General features: G+C 31.3%; 15 protein-coding genes. 1 reads left to right on the forward strand and 14 read right to left on the reverse strand.

The genetic code is table 11. From position 1 onward, the window contains the following. Nucleotides 1-38: 38 nt before the first annotated feature. The 5 genes from JL193_RS16905 to JL193_RS16925 all read right to left on the reverse strand — a co-directional run bounded on the left by JL193_RS16905 (nt 39) and on the right by JL193_RS16925 (nt 8,926). Nucleotides 39-2,414 carry a TonB-dependent receptor gene (locus JL193_RS16905; RefSeq protein ID WP_207971874.1) on the reverse strand — a complete coding sequence of 792 codons (2,376 nt, stop codon included), beginning with the start codon at nt 2,412-2,414 and terminating at the stop codon, nt 39-41. 98 nt (nt 2,415-2,512) lie between these two features. After that, nucleotides 2,513-3,976 carry a TolC family protein gene (locus JL193_RS16910; RefSeq protein ID WP_207971875.1) on the reverse strand — a complete coding sequence of 488 codons (1,464 nt, stop codon included), beginning with the start codon at nt 3,974-3,976 and terminating at the stop codon, nt 2,513-2,515. 4 nt (nt 3,977-3,980) lie between these two features. Continuing rightward, the gene (locus JL193_RS16915) at nt 3,981-5,357 is read right to left on the reverse strand and encodes an ABC transporter permease (RefSeq protein WP_207971876.1); all 1,377 of its coding nucleotides are present in this window, start codon (nt 5,355-5,357) and stop codon (nt 3,981-3,983) included. 5 nt (nt 5,358-5,362) lie between these two features. Continuing rightward, nucleotides 5,363-6,610 (reverse strand): efflux RND transporter periplasmic adaptor subunit, encoded by a 1,248-nt coding sequence (locus JL193_RS16920; protein ID WP_207971877.1) that lies wholly within the window; start codon nt 6,608-6,610, stop codon nt 5,363-5,365. A gap of 96 nt (nt 6,611-6,706) precedes the next feature. Next, nucleotides 6,707-8,926 carry an NADP-dependent isocitrate dehydrogenase gene (locus JL193_RS16925; protein WP_207971878.1) on the reverse strand — a complete coding sequence of 740 codons (2,220 nt, stop codon included), beginning with the start codon at nt 8,924-8,926 and terminating at the stop codon, nt 6,707-6,709. A 377-nt stretch (nt 8,927-9,303) separates the two neighbouring features. Here JL193_RS16925 and JL193_RS16930 point away from each other — a divergent pair, with 377 nt between their 5' ends. Further along, nucleotides 9,304-10,602 (forward strand): IS1380 family transposase, encoded by a 1,299-nt coding sequence (locus JL193_RS16930; protein WP_207971324.1) that lies wholly within the window; start codon nt 9,304-9,306, stop codon nt 10,600-10,602. Between the two features lie 648 nt (nt 10,603-11,250). Here JL193_RS16930 and rplS read toward each other — a convergent pair. The 9 genes from rplS to prmC form a co-directional block, all read right to left on the reverse strand. Further along, nucleotides 11,251-11,601: a 50S ribosomal protein L19 gene (rplS, locus tag JL193_RS16935; protein WP_207971879.1), complete on the reverse strand. Its 351-nt coding sequence runs from the start codon at nt 11,599-11,601 to the stop codon at nt 11,251-11,253. A gap of 110 nt (nt 11,602-11,711) precedes the next feature. After that, nucleotides 11,712-13,199, reverse strand: a complete 1,488-nt coding sequence (locus JL193_RS16940; protein ID WP_207971880.1) for a glycosyltransferase family 39 protein — start codon at nt 13,197-13,199, stop codon at nt 11,712-11,714. Then, nucleotides 13,192-13,869 carry a tRNA (guanosine(37)-N1)-methyltransferase TrmD gene (gene trmD, locus JL193_RS16945; RefSeq protein ID WP_207971881.1) on the reverse strand — a complete coding sequence of 226 codons (678 nt, stop codon included), beginning with the start codon at nt 13,867-13,869 and terminating at the stop codon, nt 13,192-13,194. The genes JL193_RS16940 and trmD overlap by 8 nt, the downstream gene beginning before the upstream one ends. 61 nt (nt 13,870-13,930) lie before the next feature. After that, nucleotides 13,931-16,609, reverse strand: coding sequence for a glycoside hydrolase family 3 C-terminal domain-containing protein (locus tag JL193_RS16950; RefSeq protein ID WP_207971882.1), 2,679 nt, complete (start codon nt 16,607-16,609; stop codon nt 13,931-13,933). A 118-nt stretch (nt 16,610-16,727) separates the two neighbouring features. Next, entirely contained in the window at nt 16,728-17,678 is a 951-nt protein-coding gene (locus JL193_RS16955; RefSeq protein WP_207971883.1) for a succinylglutamate desuccinylase/aspartoacylase family protein, read from the reverse strand. Continuing rightward, entirely contained in the window at nt 17,668-18,543 is an 876-nt protein-coding gene (gene rimK / locus JL193_RS16960; protein ID WP_207971884.1) for a 30S ribosomal protein S6--L-glutamate ligase, read from the reverse strand. The genes JL193_RS16955 and rimK overlap by 11 nt, the downstream gene beginning before the upstream one ends. Nucleotides 18,544-18,547: 4 nt before the next feature. Further along, nucleotides 18,548-18,982, reverse strand: a complete 435-nt coding sequence (locus tag JL193_RS16965; RefSeq protein WP_207971885.1) for an ATP-dependent zinc protease family protein — start codon at nt 18,980-18,982, stop codon at nt 18,548-18,550. A gap of 60 nt (nt 18,983-19,042) precedes the next feature. Continuing rightward, complete coding sequence (locus tag JL193_RS16970; RefSeq protein ID WP_207971886.1) at nt 19,043-20,599, reverse strand: NAD(P)/FAD-dependent oxidoreductase; 1,557 nt, start codon at nt 20,597-20,599, stop codon at nt 19,043-19,045. Between the two features lie 145 nt (nt 20,600-20,744). After that, a complete protein-coding gene (gene prmC / locus JL193_RS16975) occupies nt 20,745-21,653 on the reverse strand; it encodes a peptide chain release factor N(5)-glutamine methyltransferase (RefSeq protein WP_207971887.1) in 909 nt (302 codons plus the stop codon). Nucleotide 21,654: the final 1 nt, after the last annotated feature.

Genomic DNA, 21,654 nt, shown 5'->3' on the forward strand with positions numbered 1-21,654 from the left:
TTATATGTTTTTTAAAAGCAATGGGTTAAAACCCATTGTTAAAATTTAAAATTGTAGGTTACAGAAGGTACGATTCCAAAAATGGAAGTTTGTAAGGCTTCGTTTTGCATGGTTTCATCATTTTGTCTAAAGGCTAAAGAAGCTGCGTTTTGTCTTCCATATAAATTGTAGATACCGAAAACCCATTCTCCTTGCCATTTTCTGTTTTTATTTTTTTTGGGAGTTAATGTGGCAGAAATATCTAGCCTGTGATATGCAGGAAGCCTGTCTGCATTTCTACGATTATCATCATAAATAGGTACATTTAAACCTTGCAGTTCATATTGCCCAACAGGGTAATTGGTGGGTTGCCCAGTTTGAAAAACAAAATTACTGTTAAACGTCCATTTTTCATTGAGTTCGTAACTTGCATTTATAGAAAAGTCGTGTGTTTTATCGTAAGGTGTACTGTACCAATTTCCTCGGTTAATTCCTGGTTCGTTGGCATTTCTACCAACTGTTAATTGTTCGGATTGAGACAAGGTATAGGCAAGCCATCCTTTAAATTTTCCTTCGTTTTTTTTAAATAATACTTCCAATCCGTAAGCTCTGGCTTTTCCATTTAAAATAACGGTTTCTATTTCGTTATTTGCAATTAAATTAGCGCCATTTATATAGTCTATTCTGTTTTTTATATCTTTATAAAATGCTTCAGTTTCTAAAGAATAATCGCCATCTTTTATCGATTTAAAATAGCCAACAGCAAATTGATCTAATAATTGCGGTTGTATATATTTTCCACTTGGGGTCCAAACATCTAATGGAGTAGGAGAGGCAGTGTTCGAAAGTAAATGTAAATATTGTGCCATTCTATTATAGCTCGCTTTTATAGAGGTATTATCATCTAAAGTATAAGACATCGAAAAACGAGGCTCGAAATTGCTAAAGCTAGAAATTACATCGCTTCTTTTAAAATTTTCTGTTCCTGTTGGTGTGGCAGATTCGTATTTTTTAAATTGATTATTAAAAATAACTGCTTGATTATTTTGATAGGTATTTAATTCGTCTTGCCCTAATCTTAAAAAGTTGCTAAAACGAACACCATATTGTAAAGTAAGTTTGTTGCTAATTTTATGTTCTGCTTCTACATACGCTGCAAATTCATTCGCATATTTATCAATTAATTTTTCGGCAACAATGCCAGAATCTTCTCTATTTGGAATAATTTTACCTGGGTTGAATTTTATATAGATGTTGTTAACACCATAACTTAGTTTTAATTTTTCGTTTAAATAATGTTTAAAATCGTATTTTAGGTTAAAGTTGGTAATTCCAGAATCCCATTCGAAACCGACAAAATCTAAGATCAATCCATAAAAATAATCTGAATAAATTAAAGAAAGGTTAGAGAATAATTTATCTGAAAAAAGATGATTCCAACGTAAGTTAACCACTGTATTTCCGTAAGAATTTACAAAGCTATCGTTAATTCCGAAAACATCTTTACCAAAATAAGTAGAAAGAAAAACATTGTTTGTATCGTTAAAACGATAATTTATTTTGCTATTTAAATCGTAAAAGTATGCTTTGTTGTCATTATTAAACAGTGGTAAAAATAAATGGGCGTATGAAGCTCTACCACCAATTAAAAAAGAACTTTTTTCTTTTTCTAAAGGACCTTCTACCAATAATCTACTCGATACCAAACCAATTCCGCCAGTAATATTAAAGTTTTTGCTATTTCCTTCTTTTTGATAAATATCTAAAACCGAAGATAATCTTCCACCATATTTTGCTGGTATGCCTCCTTTATAAAGTTGTACATCTTTAATTACATCTGGATTAAAAACCGAGAAAAAACCAAATAAATGCGAAGAATTAAAAACAATGGCTTCGTCTAATAAAATTAAATTTTGGTCTGCTGCTCCACCTCTTACATTAAAACCAGAAGCGCCATCTCCAGCACTGGTAACTCCAGGTAACAGAATAAGTGATTTTATAATATCTGCTTCACCTAAAACAACAGGAATTTGTTTTATGGTAGATGCAGTAAGCTTGTTTACACTCATTTGCGGTGTACGAATGTTTAGTTTTTCGATATTACTTTCTATAATAATTTCGTCTAAACTTTCGGTTTCTTCGACAAGATTAAAATTTTTGGTCGTTTTTTCTACTAAGTTTAGGGTTTCTTGTAAAGTAGTATATCCTAAATAACTAACTTGTATTTTATAGGTGCCTTTAGGAATTGTTATGGAGTAAAAACCATATTCGTTGGTGGTTGTTCCTGCATTTAAATTTGGAAAATAAATAGAAACACCAATTAATGTTTCGTTATTAGAATTGTCGTAAACAGTTCCACTAAGTGTAATTTTTTCTTGTCCTAAAAAAGTAAAAGAACAGAGGAAAAATAGAATACATATGTTTTTTAAATGCATTGTTTTTTGTTTAATTATATTGATAATAATTTCAACAAAAATACAACACAAAACTGATACAAAAAGAAACTTTAAAAGAAATTTTAAAAAAGAATGTATTAATCGTACGTGATATCTTCTACTTCAATTTTTTTGTTTTTAATAAAATCGTATAAAGTTAACCTTCTAAGTGTATAATAATCTATCCAAAACTTTTCTAGAGAATTTAAATATTGCAATACAGATCTGTCTTTTTCAGTTAAAGCCAAGTTTAAGTCTGTAATAGTAATTTTGCCCAAAACAAAACGTTTTTTAGTAATTTCGTACCTTTTGGTTGCGATTTCTTTCGCTTTTTTAGCTGTTTTTAAAAAATTACGTTGATTTTGCCAATTTAGTGTGTGTAGGTAAATTTCTTGTTCGAATTCTTGTTCGTCTTGATCTACATTATTGTAAATTAAATCTTTATCTGCCTCAGCTAATTTTCTTCGAGATTTAGAAACGCCCCAATCTAATAAAGGAATACTTAGTGTAACTTGTAAGTTTTGTTGTTGATTGTAGTTTTGAAAAAGATCGTTAAAAACATCTCCTTGTTGCGAAATACCAAAATTAGCACTTAACCCTAGTCGCAAACGATTGCTTCCTTTTACTTCTGCAACACGTTTTTCTGCCTCTAAGCGTTTTCTACGAAACTCTATAACTGCTTTTCTATTAGATTTTGCTTCTTCTAATGCTTTTTCTACGGTTACTGTAAATGTGGTTAACTCTTTAGGAATATTTAGTACGAGGTTTTCTGTGTTTAACTCTAAATACCTTGCTAAATTTTGAGAACTTCTTTTTAAATCTATTTCGTTTGTAGTAACTGTATTTTTAGAGTTTAGTACAGATAACTCCATTTGTAGCAAATCGTTTTCTGCGATTTTTCCTATTTTAAATCTTCCTTTTGAGATTTGAAAAAGTGTATCTTGATTTGATAAGTTGGCCAATGCAATTTTTGTTTGCATTTGGGCTTTTAAAAGCGCAAAATATCTTCTGGCTGTATTTAAAGATATTTCTTCCATACTTTCTATAAATTGCCTTTTAGACTCTTCGTAAATTAAAGGTTCAATTTTTTTGTCCCATTTAAACTCATTAAATAATAAAGAATTTTGATTGTAATTGATAGAAAATGGAACTACGGAAAATCTGGTAGCGTTATTATCTCCAAAAATATCTACGCGTTCTAATTGAGAACTAAAAGATAAGGTACCTCCAGTAAAAGCAATATTCTGATTTAAAGAAAGTGTTCCATCGATTCTAGATTGATTCGAACGCACAAAAATATCTTGTCCACTATCGTTGGTTAACCTTTGAACTGAATTGGCATATTGTGGTAAAGTAGCATCTAACCTTAATTGAGGTAAAAAACCTGCTTTATAATTTCGATACCTCCAATAACTAGATTGATTTTGGTTTAATAATGCTTTGTAATCGGGTGATTTTTTTTGTGCAATTTCTATTGCTTGCTCTAGTGTAATAAACTGTTTATTTTGACTGAAAGTAACTCCAGTATATAAAACGCAAAGAAATAAAATAAGATTTTTCATAGTTTTATTCGTGTCTAATTGCTTCAATAGGGCTTTTGTTTGCGGCAGATCTTGCAGGTGCGATTCCAAAAACTAATCCAATAAGTGTTGCCACAAAAAAGGATAGTAAAATAGAATTTAAAGATAAAATAGTTTCAATTCCGGTAGTAGCTTCTAAAATATAGGAGGCTAAAATCCCTAAAAAAATTCCTATAATTCCTCCACCAATACTTACCAGTACAGATTCTGTTAAAAATTGAAGAATTACATCTTCTTGTGTGGCGCCAATGGCTCTTATAATGCCAATTTCTTTGGTTCTTTCTAAAACAGAAGCCAGCATAATATTCATAATACCAATACCACCAATTAACAAAGAAATACCAGCAATAATACTTAAAACAATATTAAATATTTGTTTTGTTTTTTGTTGCTGTTTTAAAAGCTGAATGGGTATAGAGATTTCGAAATCTAACATTCCATTATGTTTTCTCTTTAACATTCTACTTAAAACATCTGCAGTTGCATTTAGTTCTTTTGAGTTGTTTACTTGAACAATTAATTTGTCTATTTGATGATAATTACCTCTTGGAATTCTTTTTTTAGGACCTTGTGAATTGCCATTACTTATCACAAAAATTCCATTTTCAAAATCCATTTGTTTTTCAGAAATTATTTTACGGTCTTTATATCTAACTAAAAATGTTTTTATGGGAATATAAATATCTTGGTTCATATCTCTAATTCCTAAATTTTCTTGTGCAGTATCAGAAATAAATTTTTCTTCTATAACCCCAATAACTTGTAACCAAACATCTTTTACTTTAATATTTTTTCCGATGGCACTTTCTCCAGTAAATAATTTTTTCTCGATTTTTTTACCAATAATACAAACAGGCAATGCATTTTTCGATTGTGCAATAGAAAAGTTTTTTCCGCTTTCTATCTCTATATTAGAGGTTGCAAAATACTCATTAGAAACACCAATTAGTTTTACAGGATTTTGTCTTCCTTTTTTAATTACGTAAGTGTCTAAAATTATTTCTGGACTTACTGTTTTTACAGAAGGAATGTTGTTTGCAATACTTGTTACATCTAACATGTCTAATCCCTTAGAAAAACGTTTAGATTCTGTATTCGCTTCATCATCTTCATCTTCTGAAGCGTTGTCTTTTTTTTCATCGGGTATAGGTGTAATAACAATATTATTTACCCCCACCAATTCTAATTGAGATAAAATTTCTTTTTCGGCTCCATTACCAATCGCAAGCATGGTAATTACAGCTGCAACACCAAAAATAATGCCTAAAGAAGTTAGTAAAGTTCTTATTTTATTGGAAGAAATTACACGAATGGCTTCACTAAAATTAGATTTTAGTTTCTCTATGTATATTTTATTAAACATAGAAATTAGTTTAATTTTATAATTTCGGCTGCCTCATAACCTTCGGGTTTGTTTAGGTAAACGAGGTCGTTTTCCGACAATCCTTTTCTAACAATAACCGCATCGTTATTAGAGTCTCCTATTTCTATTTGTTTTTTTGTAATAGAAAAACCAGATTTTGTATATACATAGGTTATTGAATCTTTAGAAAAAACAGCTTCTAAAGGAATGCTTAAGACATCCTTTTTTTCGAAGGTTAATATTCTATTAGAAGTAGTCATTCCTGGTCTTATGTTTTCATTTGTTTCTTTTAATTTAATTAAAACTTGAAACACTTTAATATCTGAACCTCTTTTCTTTTCTCCAACATTTGCAACATCTGTTACAACTCCATCTAATTCTACATCAGGAAAAGCATCAAAACCAACTTTTACAGGCAACCCTTTTTTAATTTTTCGAATATCTACTTCGTTTGCATATGTTTTAGATTCCATTTTTGTTAAATCTGGCAAACTTGCAATAGATGGATCCCAAGGACTTATAGAAGATCCTACTTTTCTCTTTGTTCCATTCCATTCTTTTACATAAGTAATCATTCCATTACCGTTCGAATAAATAGTAAAAGATTTTAATAACTCTAATAAGTTATTTACCTCTTTTTTTATTTTAGAAACCTCTGTACCTACTTCAACCATTTTAGCATTGGCTTGCTTTTTTTTAATATTATAGTTTTCTAACTTTTCTTTAAGATCTCTTTCTGCTTTTTCTAGTTTTATTTCTAATTTTTTTATGGTTGCAGGTGGTTCGTAGATAGATTGTTTTAACTCTAGTTTTGTTTCTTCCATCGAAAAACGCAAATCTTTAATTGCGTTTCTTTCTTGTTTTAAAGATAAAGTGGTATCTAATTGTTGTTGTGTGTATTTAGATTGTGCCGTTTCTAAATTTAAACGGGCATCTAAAATTTGTTCATTTACGCCAGAAGGATCTAATCTTCCAACATAATCTCCTTTTTTAACGATAGTTCCTTCTGGAATTAAATCTTGAATTTTAATATCTCGTAATTTAAATTTTCTTAGATTTTCTGGCCCATTAATATTTTTTAAACTTGTAGATTGGGCTTCGCCAGAGGTAATTACTTCGCTAATAAAATCTCCTTTTTTAACTTTTGAAGTTAAATATATTGTATCGTTTGAAGATGTAGAAAAATAACTATAAAGGGCATAAGTTACTAAAGCTAATAGCACAGTAATAATTGCAATACGTTTCTTGTTCATAATAATGGTTGATTGAAGAAAAACAAAGCTATAAAAAAAGAGTACTTTTGAAAGTACTCTTTATGTTAATAAAATTACAATTTTTTAAATATTTAGTTAATTTAAAATTGCATTAAAAATTTCATTAGGCCTCATTGCATTGTTTGCCAAGGCATCATTAGGTTTGTAATACCCTTGAATGTTAACAGGATTTCCTTGAATTTCGTTTAACTGATCTATAATTTTAGTCTCATTCTCTTGCAACTCTTTATATATTTTAGAGAATTCTTTACTTAATTCTACATCTTTTGTTTGGTTTGCTAAAGCTTTTGCCCAATATAATGCCAAATAGAAATGGCTTCCTCTGTTGTCTAATTCGCCCACTTTTCTTGAAGGAGATTTTTTATTATCTAAGAAAGTGTCTGTAGCATCGTCTAACGTTTCGCTTAAAATAAGGGCTTTTGGGTTGTTTTGTGTATTTCCTAAATGCTCTAAAGAAACGGCTAAGGCTAAAAATTCTCCTAAAGAATCCCATCTTAAATGGTTTTCTTCTAAAAATTGTTGCACGTGTTTTGGAGCAGAACCTCCAGCACCCGTTTCAAATAACCCACCACCATTCATTAAAGGAACAATCGACAACATTTTTGCAGAAGTACCTACCTCTAAAATTGGGAATAAATCTGTTAAATAATCGCGTAAAACATTTCCTGAAACAGAAATGGTGTCTTCTCCTTTAATAATTCTATTTAATGTAAAATTGGTTGCTTCAATAGGAGCTAAAATTCGAATATCTAAACCAGAAGTATCGTGATTTGGCAAATAAGTATTTACTTTTTTAATAATTTCGGCATCATGTGCTCTGTTTTTATCTAACCAAAAAACAGCAGGAGTTTTAGAAGCTCTTGCTCTTGTTACGGCTAATTTTACCCAGTCTTGTATGGGAGCATCTTTTGTTTGACACATTCTCCAAATATCTCCAGTTTCTACATGGTGTTGCATTAATGTATTTCCATCTGCATCTACAACTACAACTTTTCCATCTCTATTGATTTCGAAAGTTTTGTCATGAGAACCATATTCTTCTGCTTTTTGAGCCATTAAACCAACATTAGGAACTGTACCCATTGTGGTTGGATCGAAAGCACCATTCTTTTTACAAAAATCGATGGTTGCAGTATAAATTCCTGCATAAGAACTATCTGGAATAATTGCTTTGGTATCTTGTAATTTTCCTTCTGCATTCCACATTTGTCCAGAAGTACGAATCATTGCTGGCATAGACGCATCAATAATTACATCGCTAGGAACATGTAAATTGGTAATTCCTTTGTCGGAATTTACCATGGCAACAGCGGGTCTTTTTTTATAAACTTCGGCAATATCCGATAAAATTTCTGCTTTTTTTTCTGGAGATAATTCTTCTAAATTTCTTAATAAATTTCCAAAACCATTATTTACATCTACACCAATTTCTTCTAAAGTGTTACCATGCTTATCAAAAATATCTTTAAAAAATATACGAACTGCATGTCCAAAAATAATTGGGTCAGAAACCTTCATCATCGTTGCTTTCATATGTAATGAAAGTAAAACATCTTTTTCTTTAGCGTCTGCAATTTCTCTTTCTAAAAAATTAACCAATGCTTTTTTACTCATTACAGTGGCATCGATAATTTCTCCTTCTAAAAGAGAAAGATTGTCTTTTAAAACTGTTTTTTCTCCATTTTCTGCAATATGTTGTATGCTTACTGTCGTTGCTTTTGGTAGTGTTACAGATAACTCATTGTGGGCAAAATCGCCTTCTGCCATCGTTGCAACATGTGTTTTTGAGTCTGAAGACCAAACTCCCATAGAATGCGGATTTTTACGAGCATAATTTTTTACTGCTTTTGGAGCTCTTCTGTCGGAATTTCCTTCGCGTAAAACTGGGTTTACAGCAGAACCTTTTACTTTGTTGTATAAAGCCAATACCTTTTTCTCTTCGGCAGTATTTGCTTCTTCTGGATAATCTGGCAGTGCATAACCTAAAGCTTGCAATTCTTTTATAGCATCATTTAACTGTGGTACAGATGCACTAATATTAGGCAACTTTATAATGTTTGTATCTGGTAATTTTGCCAAATTGCCTAATTGAGCCAAGGCGTCTTCAACTTTTTGATCTTCTGTTAAGTATTCAGAAAAATTAGCTAAAATTCTTGCAGCTAAAGAAATATCTTTTACTTCAATTTCGATGTTAGAAGATTTTGTAAAAGCTTCTACAATTGGTAAAAAAGAACGTGTGGCCAAAGCAGGTGCTTCGTCTGTTTTTGTGTATATAATCTTAGCTATTTTGCTCATGTAAATTGTGTTTTAAGTAATTGTACTAATGGAATAACTTCCTTAATGAAGAATCATTATTTTTGAAAGCGAGCAAATTTAAGAATTTTTGTTGAGTATTTTATTGGTAAAATGTGATTAATTAGCGAGTTTTATTGCAGAATTAGCAATTTTTGAAATCGATTTCGTTAAAGTTAAAAATAAAAGCCATATCAAACAATTTCTTGTTGCGATATGGCTTCTTCGAAATAGTTTTAAGTACTGTTTTGTATTGGTACAAAACAAATAAAACAAATGTTTTATATTTCCTTAACCCTGAATTATGCAATAGATGATTTAAAATTTTGTATAAACGCTTATGATTATTAGCTTTATAGCGAATTTAACACATAACCCAAATGGTTAATCTCCCTATTGAGTATTCAAGTAAGAAAGTCACCCCTTTTGGAGGGATGAGCTTAATGAAGCGTTTTATTGATCAAACAGAAATTAGAGAACAACTAGCACAATTAGATTTACCTCAACCAAGCTCTAATGCAGGTTATAATCCTGCACATATAACTGAAGCTTTTTGGTTGAGTATTTGGACAGGAGCTTCTCGTTATATCCATTGTGATTGGTTACGTTATGATAGCACATTGCAAGATATTTTTGGATGGAATCGTATGCCATCACAAAGTACCTATAGTCGTTTTTTTGGCAAGTTTTCTCAAAAGCGCAATACAGAAGTATTTCCAAAGTTGCAACATTGGTTTTTCAAGCAATTAGATGTTGACAACTTAACTATAGATTTTGATAGCACAGTTATTACAAGATATGGAGAGCAACAAGGTAGCGCAAAAGGTTATAATCCCAATAAAAAAGGCAGGAACTCACATCACCCATTAATGGCCTTTGTAAGCCAAACCAGAATGGTTGCCAATGCTTGGTTAAGACCAGGCAATACAGCAGATAGTAGTAGCTGTAAAGAGTTTATGGAAGAAACCTTCAATGAAGCTTTAAAGGACAAAAGAGTTGGTTTAGTTCGTGCAGATAGTGGTTTTTACACACAAGATTTATTAGATTATCTAGAAGGCAAACAACTCAATTACATTATGGCAGCACGTATGTACCCAAATATAAAAAATGCAGTTTGGGGTTTGGATAATTGGATAGAACTCACAAAAGGAATTGAGCTTAATGAGATGATTTTTAACCATACAGATGGTAAGTCAAGGCGCTATATTGTCATAAAAAAGAAAGTAGAAGATCGTCCAAAAGCAGCTGGAAAATTACTTTTTGATGATCTGCCTGGTTATCGTTTTAGTTGCTATGTAACCAATCTAGATTTACCGCTAGACCAAGTTTGGAATATCTACAACACCAGAGCTGATTGTGAAAACAGAATCAAAGAACTCAAAGAAGACTTTGGATTAGATAACTTTTGTTTAAAGGATTTTTGGGCAACTGAGGCTTCCTTTAGATTCATTATGGTGGCTTATAACCTAATGAGTTTGTTTAGACATTTTGCCTTAAATCATCATAATCGAGCAACTTTAAAAACCCTAAAAGTCTATTGCTTTGCATTAGGAGCTTGGACAGTAAATCATGCTAACAGAAAGGTCTTAAAGATTGCTTTAAACACTAAAAAAAGACCTTGGATGGATGGCTTATTCTCCCAAATTAATGATTTAAGTCCTCCTTTTGTGTATTCCTAATGCATAATGCGGGTTAAAAAGGAAATTGCTATCTGCTATTTCAGTTTTTGAAACATCCTTAATGTTATAGAAGCATTCTACTTTTATAAAATTTTTATCGATGTTTCTATTGTTTTAAAAAAATAAAACTTAAACTAAGAATACATTTTAGTAGATAATTTTAAAATATACGTTATAAATTCTGTGCGTTAAGAAGTAAGCTTACGCTACTAATTTCTTAGCAATTCTAAAATAAACGCAGTTGTCTTTGTTATTTTTTAGAATGTTTCTTTTTTAAACTACCTAATTATAATGATTTAAAATACCTGAATTGAATCTTAATATTCGATTAATTTTTAGAAAAACAATATGTAAAGAACGTTACTTTAAGTATTTACTTTTAATTTTTTTATGAGCTTTTGTAAACTTATCGTTTAATTAGTTAGTAAATGCTATGGTAAATATAGTTTCAATTTTAAAACTTGCAAATTTTTTAACCATTTAGAAATCAACACAATATTAACTATAGTTATAAACATTTGTTTAAAAGATAAATTCTTGTGATTTTTCTTCACAAGATTTCAACTGAAATGGTTATCCCAAAAAGGCATCTAAAAAAAAGCGTTGTGAATTTTCACAACGCTTTTTAATACTTTTATTTGAAAGAGATTATCTTCTTTTTTCAGTAATTCTAGCTTTCTTACCAGTAAGACCTCTAAAGTAGAAAATACGAGCTCTACGTACCTTACCTCTTTTGTTCACTTCAATTTTTTGAATAGAAGGTAGGTTTACAGGGAAAATTCTTTCTACCCCCACAGTACCAGACATTTTTCTGATAGTAAACGTTTCAGAAAGACCGGTTCCTCTTCTTTGAATAACAACACCTCTAAAGAACTGAGTTCTTACTTTTTCTCCCTCTTTAATTTCGTAATACACAGTAATTGTATCACCAGCAGAAAATTCTGCAAATTCTTTTTTTGTTACAAATTCGTCTTGTACAAATTTTATTAAAGCTTCCATATTAAATATTTATGATTTTGTAAAGCAACATTCACGATTTTTTCGTCAGAGGTTAATTTAGCGGTTGCAAAAGTAGTAATTATTTTTAGTTCGTAAAAACTAATTTTTAATTAATTTTTAGGTTGATAGTCAGTACAATAGAAAACCCAAAATTTTCTACTCTCTTTGCCATTAATTTTAATGATAATTGGTTCTAATTCAGCAACATTTTTAAAGTAAGCTTTTAATAAAGGATCGATGGTTCCTAATCGATTTTTATCTTTAAAACGTTTATCAGAATCTATAAAAATAGCATTTTTTCCTTTTAAGGTAGATAAGTCGTCTCCTAAATAATCGAAATGCAAAGCAGGCAAACCTATGATGTTTTGTGCATACACTTTATCTTCCATAAAAAACTTTAAACAAGCAGAAGTTTTATAATTGTCGTTAGAAAAAATAAATGTGTTTGGGTATTTTTCTTGTAATTCTTCGGTTTCAATAGCCAATTCTTTCCAACCCACCCAAGTATCATCGCTTTTAATAGGCACTAAATAAAAGAGAATTTGCAAACTTACCAAAACATGAAAAATAATAGATATTATAATTTGAGCCTTTAATAATTTTTGATTGATAAACATGCCCGCAATTATAATTCCTGTGATGTAAGAAGGCATCATCCAATTTAATTTTACCCAATAAATAGGAGTGAGGGCAAAAAAACCAACAAATGTTGGAACGAAAAAGGCTAATAAAAATAAAGTTTTCGCCTGCGGAATTTTAAATTTTAGCAAGGCTCTTTTAATGTATTTAAAAGTGAAAGTAATTATCACTAAAAATAAAACAGGTAATAATAAAAATAGTTGATGACCAATGGCACCAAAGAAGTTTTTAGGAGAAATTTCAAACTTACTGATAGAACTTGTTCTTGCAGAAGATTGAAAAGCAAACGAAGCAAATTCGTTTTGATAATTCCAGTACCAAACAGGAAAAGTAACTGCTACAGAAATAATTATAGAAATCCAAACCCAAGGAGAAATTAATAATTTTCTGTATTTATTGGAGAATAGTAAGAAAGCGAACAAACCAAATTGTAATAAAATTGCGGTGTATTTACTGTTGAAAGCCAACCCCATTGCAATTCCACCCAAAATCCAAAACCATTTTTTCTCTTCGAAAATGGCTTTGTACAAGCAGGTTAAACTTAAGGTCCAGAATAATAATAGTGGAACATCTGGTGTAGAATTGAAAGAAAGTATGGAAACAAAAATGCTAGATGCAAATAATAACAAGGCTCTTTGCTGTTTTCTTTTAGACAAAAAATAACTCGCTAATTTGTAAAAACTGAATATAGTTAAAGATGTAATTACAAAATCGGCAAATTTTACCACAAAAACAGAATCGCCAAATGTATCTGTAAAGGCTCTTAGAATGTAGCCAATCATTCCTGGATGATCGAAATAAGAAAGCGATAAATTTTGCCCATATAGATAATAGTAAGCATCTTGAGGCATTAACCCCATAAATGGCAAGAGTATCAACCTAAATAATTGAAACCCTAAAACCCAACGAATGGCTTTATTTTCTTTAAAATAGGTTGTTATTTTTTGAACGCTACTCATCTAATAAATCGGGTCTTATTTTTTTTGTTCTTTCGTAAGCTTTTTCACTTCTCCAATCATCAATTTTTGGAAAATTTCCAGACAATAAAATATCAGGCACTTTATTTCCTTCGAAATCGGCAGGTCTTGTATATACAGGAGGAGACAACAAATTATCTTGAAAAGAATCTGTTAAAGCCGATTGCTCATCGCCAATAACCCCTGGAATTAAACGAACAATAGCATCTACTAAAACTGCAGCAGCCAATTCGCCACCCGTTAAAACATAATCGCCAATGGAAATTTCTTTGGTAATAAATAGGTCTCTAATGCGTTGATCTACACCTTTATAATGTCCTGTAAGAATTAAGATGTTTTCTTTTAATGAAAGTGTGTTTGCGGTAGATTGATTTAGCGTTTTTGCATCTGGAGTCATGTAAATAATTTCGTTATACACTCTTTCTGATTGTAATTTTCGAATGCAATTTGCAATCGGTTCAATCATCATTACCATTCCTGCACCACCACCAAACTGAGTGTCATCAATTTGTTTGTAGTTGCCTAAGCCATATTCACGTAAATCATGAATTATAATTTCTGCCAAACCTTTTTCTTTTGCACGTTTAACAATTGAGTGATTAAACGGACTTTCTAATAAATCTGGAGCTACTGAAATAATATCTATTCGCATCTTGCAAATGTAAGTTTTTTAGTGATTTTTAAAGCCAGATTTTAATATCGTAGCCAAAAAATTACTCGACTGTTAAAATCTTTCTCAATCGAATATCGTTAGACGCTGCTCCTATTAAAATTCTAAAAGTTCCAGGTTCTACAACACGTTCCATTTTTTTATTTAACATTGTTAATAACTCTGGGGTAATTTTAAAATTTACTGTTTTAGATTCTCCTTTTTTAAGATGAATACGTTTAAAACCTTTTAGTTCTAAAACAGGTCTTGCCACAGAAGCGAACTCGTCTCTAATGTATAATTGAATAACTTCGTCTCCATTAAAATTACCAGTATTTGTTATTTTACAAGTTACGGTTGTGGTTTCAGATGGTTTTATGTTGCTTTTATCGAGTTTTATATCACTGTATTTAAAGTTTGTATAACTTAACCCAAAACCAAAAGGAAACATTGGTTTTCCAGTGAGATTTAAATAATCGTCTCCTCTTCCTGTTGGTTTATGATTATAGTACAAAGGAACTTGCGATTCGTGAACAGGAAAAGTTATAGGCAATCTGCCAGCAGGGTTGTAGTCGCCAAAAAGTACGTCTGCAACAGCATTTCCTCCTTCATCTCCAGGATACCAAACATCTACAATAGCAGCGACATCATTTACCCAATTTTGCATTGTAATTGCACTTCCACCTACCAATAAAACAACAGTTGGTGTGCCAGTTTCGGCAACAGCTTTAATTAATTCTTCTTGATGTCCTGGCAATGTTAAATAAGCACGATCTCTAAATTCGCCTTCTTCAATTCCAACACAAACAACTGCTACTTCTGCTTTTTTTGCGATTGAAACGGCATTTGCTATTTCTTGCTTCCAATTATCTTTTATGCCAGCATTCCAAAGCAATTTAAACCAAACATTTCCAGTAGTTTCGTAAAATTCTACCTTAATATCGTAAATTTTGTCTTTTTGAAACTTGTATTTTTTTGTGATTTGCTGTACTGTTTGTTTTTTCCAATTATCAATAATAAGTTCGTTATTAATGTATAATCTATAACCATCATCTCCTTTAATACCAATAGCTATGTTTCCAGATTCTGGCGCAATTAATTTACCAGTCCATCTTGCTGAATAATAGTCGTAGTTAATTTTATTTTGATCTGGAGAAAAAAGCGTCCAACGAAAATCGATTTTTTCATCAATTCTCGATAATGCAGGCGCTCCTTCTAAATTAATATTGTTGTAATAATTAGCTTTTAAACCTGGTTTTTTTTCGCCATTATCTAAATGAAATAAATTTTCTTTAGGAATCGACACAAAATCTTCGACAACTGTTTCAGCACCTTTTGCATATGTTATATTAGCATTACCTACCTTATTTTTAATGCCTTTTAGAATGCTTACAGGGTTGTTTCCTGGCCCAGAATAACCACCCAAACGTGCTGCATCTGCATCAGGACCAATTACAGCAATCGATTTTATATCTTTTTTAAGCGGCAGTGTTTGTGTTTTATTTTTAAGCAAAACAATAGATTCTAAAGCAGCTGTTTTTGCTAAGCCTTTGTTTTTTTCTACACTATTATTTTTTTCTAAATCGGTAACATTTACATACGGATTTTCAAACAAACCTAATTTAAATTTTGCGTATAAAACACGTCTTACAGCTTCGTCGATGGCTTTTTCGTCAATCATTCCTTTCTCAAAAGCTTCGTAAAAAAGCGGATAATGATTGTAAGAGGTTTGAAAAATAACATCCAATCCACCTTCAATAGCCTGTTTGGTAGATTCTGCATAATCTTTCGCTGTAAAATGCAACACATTTGCACCTCCAGTTGCGCCTGCATCAGAAATTACAAACCCTCCAAAACCCCAATCTTTTTTTAATTTTTCGTTTAAGATTTCGTTATTTGCGCTGGCTTGGGTTCCATCAACAGAGTTATAAGAAGTCATAATAGACCATGCTTTTCCTTCTTGAACGCTGGCTTTAAAAGCTGGGTAATACACTTCTTCTAAAATACGTTCGTTAAAATGAATAGGGTAGGAGTCTCGTCCACCATCTCCAACATTGGCTACAAAATGTTTAGGAGTGGTAATTACGCCACGTTTTTCGAAGGCAGAAACGTAAGAAACAGCCATTCTTGAAGTTAAAAAAGGGTCTTCTCCATAGGTTTCTTCTACACGCCCCCATCTTACATCTCTAGCAATGTTTATTACCGGAGATAAGATTTGACGAATTCCGCGTAATTTTACTTCGGTTGCAATTGCTGCTGCAACTGTATCCATTAGTTTTGTGTTAAAAGATGCTGCTAACCCAATAGATTGCGGAAAAGCCGTTGCATCTTTACGTATTAAACCATGCAGAGCTTCATCAAAAGGAATAATAGGAATGCCAAGTCTTGTTTCGTTTATAAAATATTTTTGCATTTTATTAATAAGAATTGCGGTTTCTTTTGCTGTGGTGCCTCCACTAGAATAATCTAAAATTTGTTCGGCTTCATTTTTAGATGAACTTTTGGTTGAAACTTGAAATCCAAAAATACCGTGTTTGTATTTTTCTTTCCCTTCTGATAAATCTCCAGGAATCATAAAAAGTTGCCAAAACTTTTCTTCTAAAGTCATTCTTGGCAGTAAATCTGCAACACGTTCGTCTATAGATGCTTCTGGATTTTTATAAATAAATTTATCTTCTTGTTGGCAAGAAAAACATAATGTAAAAGCGGATAATACAATAACAATTCTCTGGGTTAAGTACATTTTACTAATTTTTTGTTGGTTGGTTAGGTTTTCTTTGCTTATTAAAATATAGATGTAATATGTTTTAATAATTTAATTTCGCTAATTTATTAGAAATTAAATGAGTACACAAATGAAGTTAATTCTCTAAACTAATATGAAACAATGCATCTCCTTTGTTAACAATTGGAGTTTGATTTACACAGAAAATATGGCAATTTTCTGGGGCATAAATTTTCTTTTTAAATTCTCCAAAAGGGTCTTGAATGATTCCTAAAACGTCTTTCTTTTTTACAAATGCACCATTTTTTACTCTAATTTGAAACATTCCAGAGTGTTGTGCCCTTAACCATTTAGCTTTTTTTACATAAACAGGTGTTGCTCTTACGCTTATTTCTCCTTCGATTAAACCTAAGTGAATTAAAATATTTTTAGTTCCGTTTACACCTTCGTTTATAATGGTTGGGTTTAATTCTTTCGATTTTCCGCCTTCGAACAATAAAATGGTTTTTCCCATTTTGTTTAAGGTATCTCTTAAAGATTTAGCTATATTACTAGAATAAACAATCATTGGAGGATTAAAAACTTTGGCTAATTCTAGCGCTTTTTCATCGTCTTTATTACAACGAATTTGCGAAATGTTATCACGTTCTCCACCCCCAGTATGAAAATCGATTACATAATCTACATAAGGTGCAATTTCTTTGGTAAATTGATATGCAAATTGGCTCGCCAAAGAACCTGTTGCAGAACCAGGAAACATTCTGTTTAAATCTCGACCATCTGGAAATTCTCTTGTTTGAATTAAATATCCGAAAATATTAAAAACGGGAATACAAATAATGGTTCCGTTCTTGGGTTTGTTAATCTTTTGATTGATAATTTCTCTAATAATGCCCACTCCATTGGTTTCATCTCCATGAATTCCTGCCAATAATAAAACTACTGGTCCTGGGTTTGTAGAGCGTTCTATAATCACAGGAACGTTTACAGTAGTTCTTGTATGTAATTTGGCTACTTTTAAGTCTAAAACAGTTCGTTTTCCTTCAGGAATTTCTTTTCCTAAAAGAATAAAAGGTTTATTCAACATTTAATTCTAAATAACGTATAATTTCTTTAGCTATATTTTTTCCAGTGGCAACTTCTATTCCTTCTAAACCAGGAGAAGAATTTACCTCTAAAACCAGTGGGCCTTTAGAAGACTGCAACATATCTACACCTGCAACCCCTAATCCCATTGCTTTTGTAGCTTTTAAGGCTGTTTTTTCTTCTTCGTCTGTTAGTTCTATAACATTTGCGTTTCCTCCTCTGTGTAAATTAGAACGAAATTCACCTTCTTTTCCTTGGCGCTTCATCGCTCCAACCACTTTTCCATCTACCACAAAAGCTCTAATATCTGCACCACCAGCTTCTTTAATAAATTCTTGTGCAATTACTCTTGCTCCTAAACCGTTAAAAGCTTCTAAAACAGAAGTGGCTGCATTTTGTGTTTCTGCCAAAACGACCCCTAAACCTTGTGTACCTTCTAATAATTTTAAAACTAATGGAGTTCCGCCAACAGAACTAATTACATGTTCTACATCTTTTGTGTAATTGGTAAAAACGGTTTTGGGTAAGCCAACACCAGCTCTTGCTAATATTTGTAAACTGCTTAATTTATCTCTAGATCTTGTTAATGCTTGCGAAGAAACTGCTGTAAAAACTTTCATCATTTCAAACTGACGAATTACTGCTGTTCCATAAAATGTTACAGAAGCACCAATTCTTGGAATAATAGCATCTACATTTTCTAAATATTCTCCTTTGTAAAATATTTTTGGAGATCTTTTTTCTATTTCGATATTGCATTTTAAATGATCCACGACTAATACTTCATGTTTCCTTTTTTGTGCAGCTTCCACCAACCTTTTTGTTGAATATAGTTTTGGATTTCTAGATAAAATTACAATTCTCATTCGTTTATTTATTTTTTAATTTGTGTGATAAATTTTTCTTAGCAGTATCTATCACAAATTTTTTATTTAAAAATTTTCTTCCTAATAAAACAGGAAATGTCATGTCTTTACGCTCACTTAAAGTTAAATAGATAGGAAACGTTTTATTAAATATTACAATTTTTGTATGAATCATAAACCGTTTTTCGGCAATACCATTTGAGCTTTTTACAATTTTAGAGGCATAGTTTTTAAACTTAAATTTTGTATGGTTATAAAAAGGATGCTCTGGATCTAACAATGTAAACTGTATAAAAGGTTCTCCATTTACAGAAATTTCCTGAATATCAGAACAATGTATAGAAGAGGTGTATGCACCAGAATCTATTTTTACATCAATTTCTGAAAGCGATAATTCAGGGAAATCTGCTTTGTCTGATCGACCAATCGTTATTTTCATTAATAGGCTTTAAGTTGGTGTAAAGTTATAGATAGTTAATGAATTAGCACAGCAAATCTACTATAAATTTGCAATTGCTGCTTCTGCACAACGTTCTCCATCCATAGCTGCAGAAACAATACCCCCTGCATAACCACCACCTTCGCCACAAGGAAACAATCCTTTAATTTCTGTGTGTTCTAAATTTTCTTTTCTGGGTATATTTACTGGAGATGATGTTCTAGATTCTACCCCTACAACATTGGCTTCGTTTGTAAAATAGCCATGCATTTTTTTACCAAACTCTGGAAAGCCTTTTCGCAATCTGCTACCAATAATTCTTGGCAAAAGAGAGTGTAGTGGAGCCGATTTTAAGCCTGGCTGATATGAAGTTTCGTTTAAATCTGTAGAGAGTTTTCCGTTTACAAAATCTACCAATCTTTGTGCAGGAGCTGTTTGTGTTCTTCCGCCAGCGTAAAAAGCAATTTTTTCTAAATCTTTTTGAAATTCTAAGCCTTTTAAGGCACCAAACTTTTCGTATTTCTTAAAATCTTGATTGATATTTAATTCAACAACAATTCCTGAATTTGCAAATTTATTATTTCGCCTAGAAGGCGACATCCCATTTACAACTACTTCTCCATTGGCAGTGGCTGCAGGAACAATAAAACCTCCAGGACACATACAAAAAGAATACACACCCCTATTGTTAACTTGATTTACCAAACTGTAAGCTGCTGCTGGCAATAATTCGTCTCTTTTACCAGAACAATGGTACTGAATTTGATCGATAATTTCTTGTGGATGTTCTACACGAACGCCCATGGCAAAAGACTTCGCTTTAATTGCAATTTCTTTTTTATGTAACAATTCGTAAATGTCTCTGGCAGAATGTCCTGTGGCTAAAATAACCGCATTTACGGCTATTTCTTGTTCGTTTTCGAGTAGAATTGCTTGTAATTTATTTTTGTTTATAACAAAATTGGTCACTTTGGTTTCGAAATGAATTTCGCCACCAAATTTTAAAATAGTTGAGCGAATATTTCGAATAACTTTCGGCAATTTATTCGTTCCAATATGTGGATGCGCGTCTATTAAAATTTGTTCTGTTGCTCCGTGAAAAACCAAGTTTTCGAAAATTCTGCGAACATCTCCACGTTTTAAACTCCTGGTATAAAGTTTTCCATCAGAATAGGTTCCTGCACCACCTTCGCCAAAACAATAATTAGAATTTTCGTTTACAAAATGGTCTTGATTAATGGCTTTTAGATCTCTTCGCCTGTCTTGTACATTTTTACCACGTTCTAAAACCACGGGTTTGTAACCTAGTTCGATACAGCGCAAAGCAGCGTACATTCCTGCAGGACCAAAACCAATAATATGAACTTCTTTTGCTCTAGAAACATCTTTATACTCGAAAATATAATCTGATTTTTCTGGAACAGGTTCGTTTATGTAAACAGCTACTTTATAGTTAAAAATGATGTTTTTTTTACGAGCATCAATAGATTTTCGTAAGATTTTAACTGCAGAAATTTCTTTTAGATCAACTCCTAATTGTTTAGAAGCTTTGTAAAGCAAACTATTTTCTTTGCGTTCTTCTATTAAATTTACACGAAGCTGAATTTCTTTAACCATTTGGCAAAAGTAATTAAATTAAAAATGATTTTAGGAGAGAACTTTTAGTTGGTTTTAGAGGTTTGTTAACTTTAATAATAAGCTAAGTTTTAATTTACTTTATAATGGGTTAACGAAGTTATGTTTTTTTAAGTTTAGAAACAAACTAAACGAATTTACACGTTATTATTCGATCATTTCCAAACAAATCTTTTTTTAACTCAATATTTTTAAAACCTTTATTTTGTAACATCTCAACAGTTTCTTTTCCTAAATGTTGATTGATTTCAAAAAATAACAATCCGTTTTTAGAAAGATATTCTTTTGCCAAGTTTGCTATTTTTTTATAAAAAATCAATGGGTTTTTATCATCCACAAAAAGCGCTAAATGAGGTTCGTTTTCTAAAACATTATTTTTTATTTCTACTTTTTCTAACTCACGAACATAAGGTGGATTGGAAACAATAATGTCGTATTTGCCATTTGATGATTGAGTTTTCGACTGCGCTCGAACAAACAGATTATTTAGATTTTTAGCTTCTAAAATATCCAATTCAAAAAAATCAATGTTAACTTTATTTAAAACAGCATTTTTCTGGGCAATTTTTAAAGCTTCAGATGAAATGTCTATTGCAGAAATTTGTGTGTTTTTTGTGTTTTTTGCTAAAGAAATAGGTATGCAACCAGTGCCAGTGCCAATATCTAAAATCGAAAGATTTTTATATTGATTTTTAATACTTAATGCTTGACACTCTTTTAAAACCCACTCCACCAGTTCCTCTGTTTCTGGTCTAGGGATTAGTGTATTCTCATCAACAAAAAAAGGCAAACCATAAAATGCTGTTTTTCCAAGAATATACTGAATGGGTTCTTCTTTTTTTAATCTCTTGATAATGGTTTTAATTTCTGTAAAAATAGCATCATCAATCTTAAAATCGGGTTTTAAAACCGTATCAATTCTTTGTAGATTTAGTTTTTCTTCAATAATAATCGAGAAAAAAGCTTCTATTTCTGTATCTGGATAGACAGTAGAAAGTTCATTAGAAAAGTATGTTTTAAATTCTTTAAGTGTCATA

The sequence above is a fragment of the Polaribacter batillariae genome (assembly GCF_017498485.1).
GTDB lineage: Bacteria > Bacteroidota > Bacteroidia > Flavobacteriales > Flavobacteriaceae > Polaribacter > Polaribacter batillariae.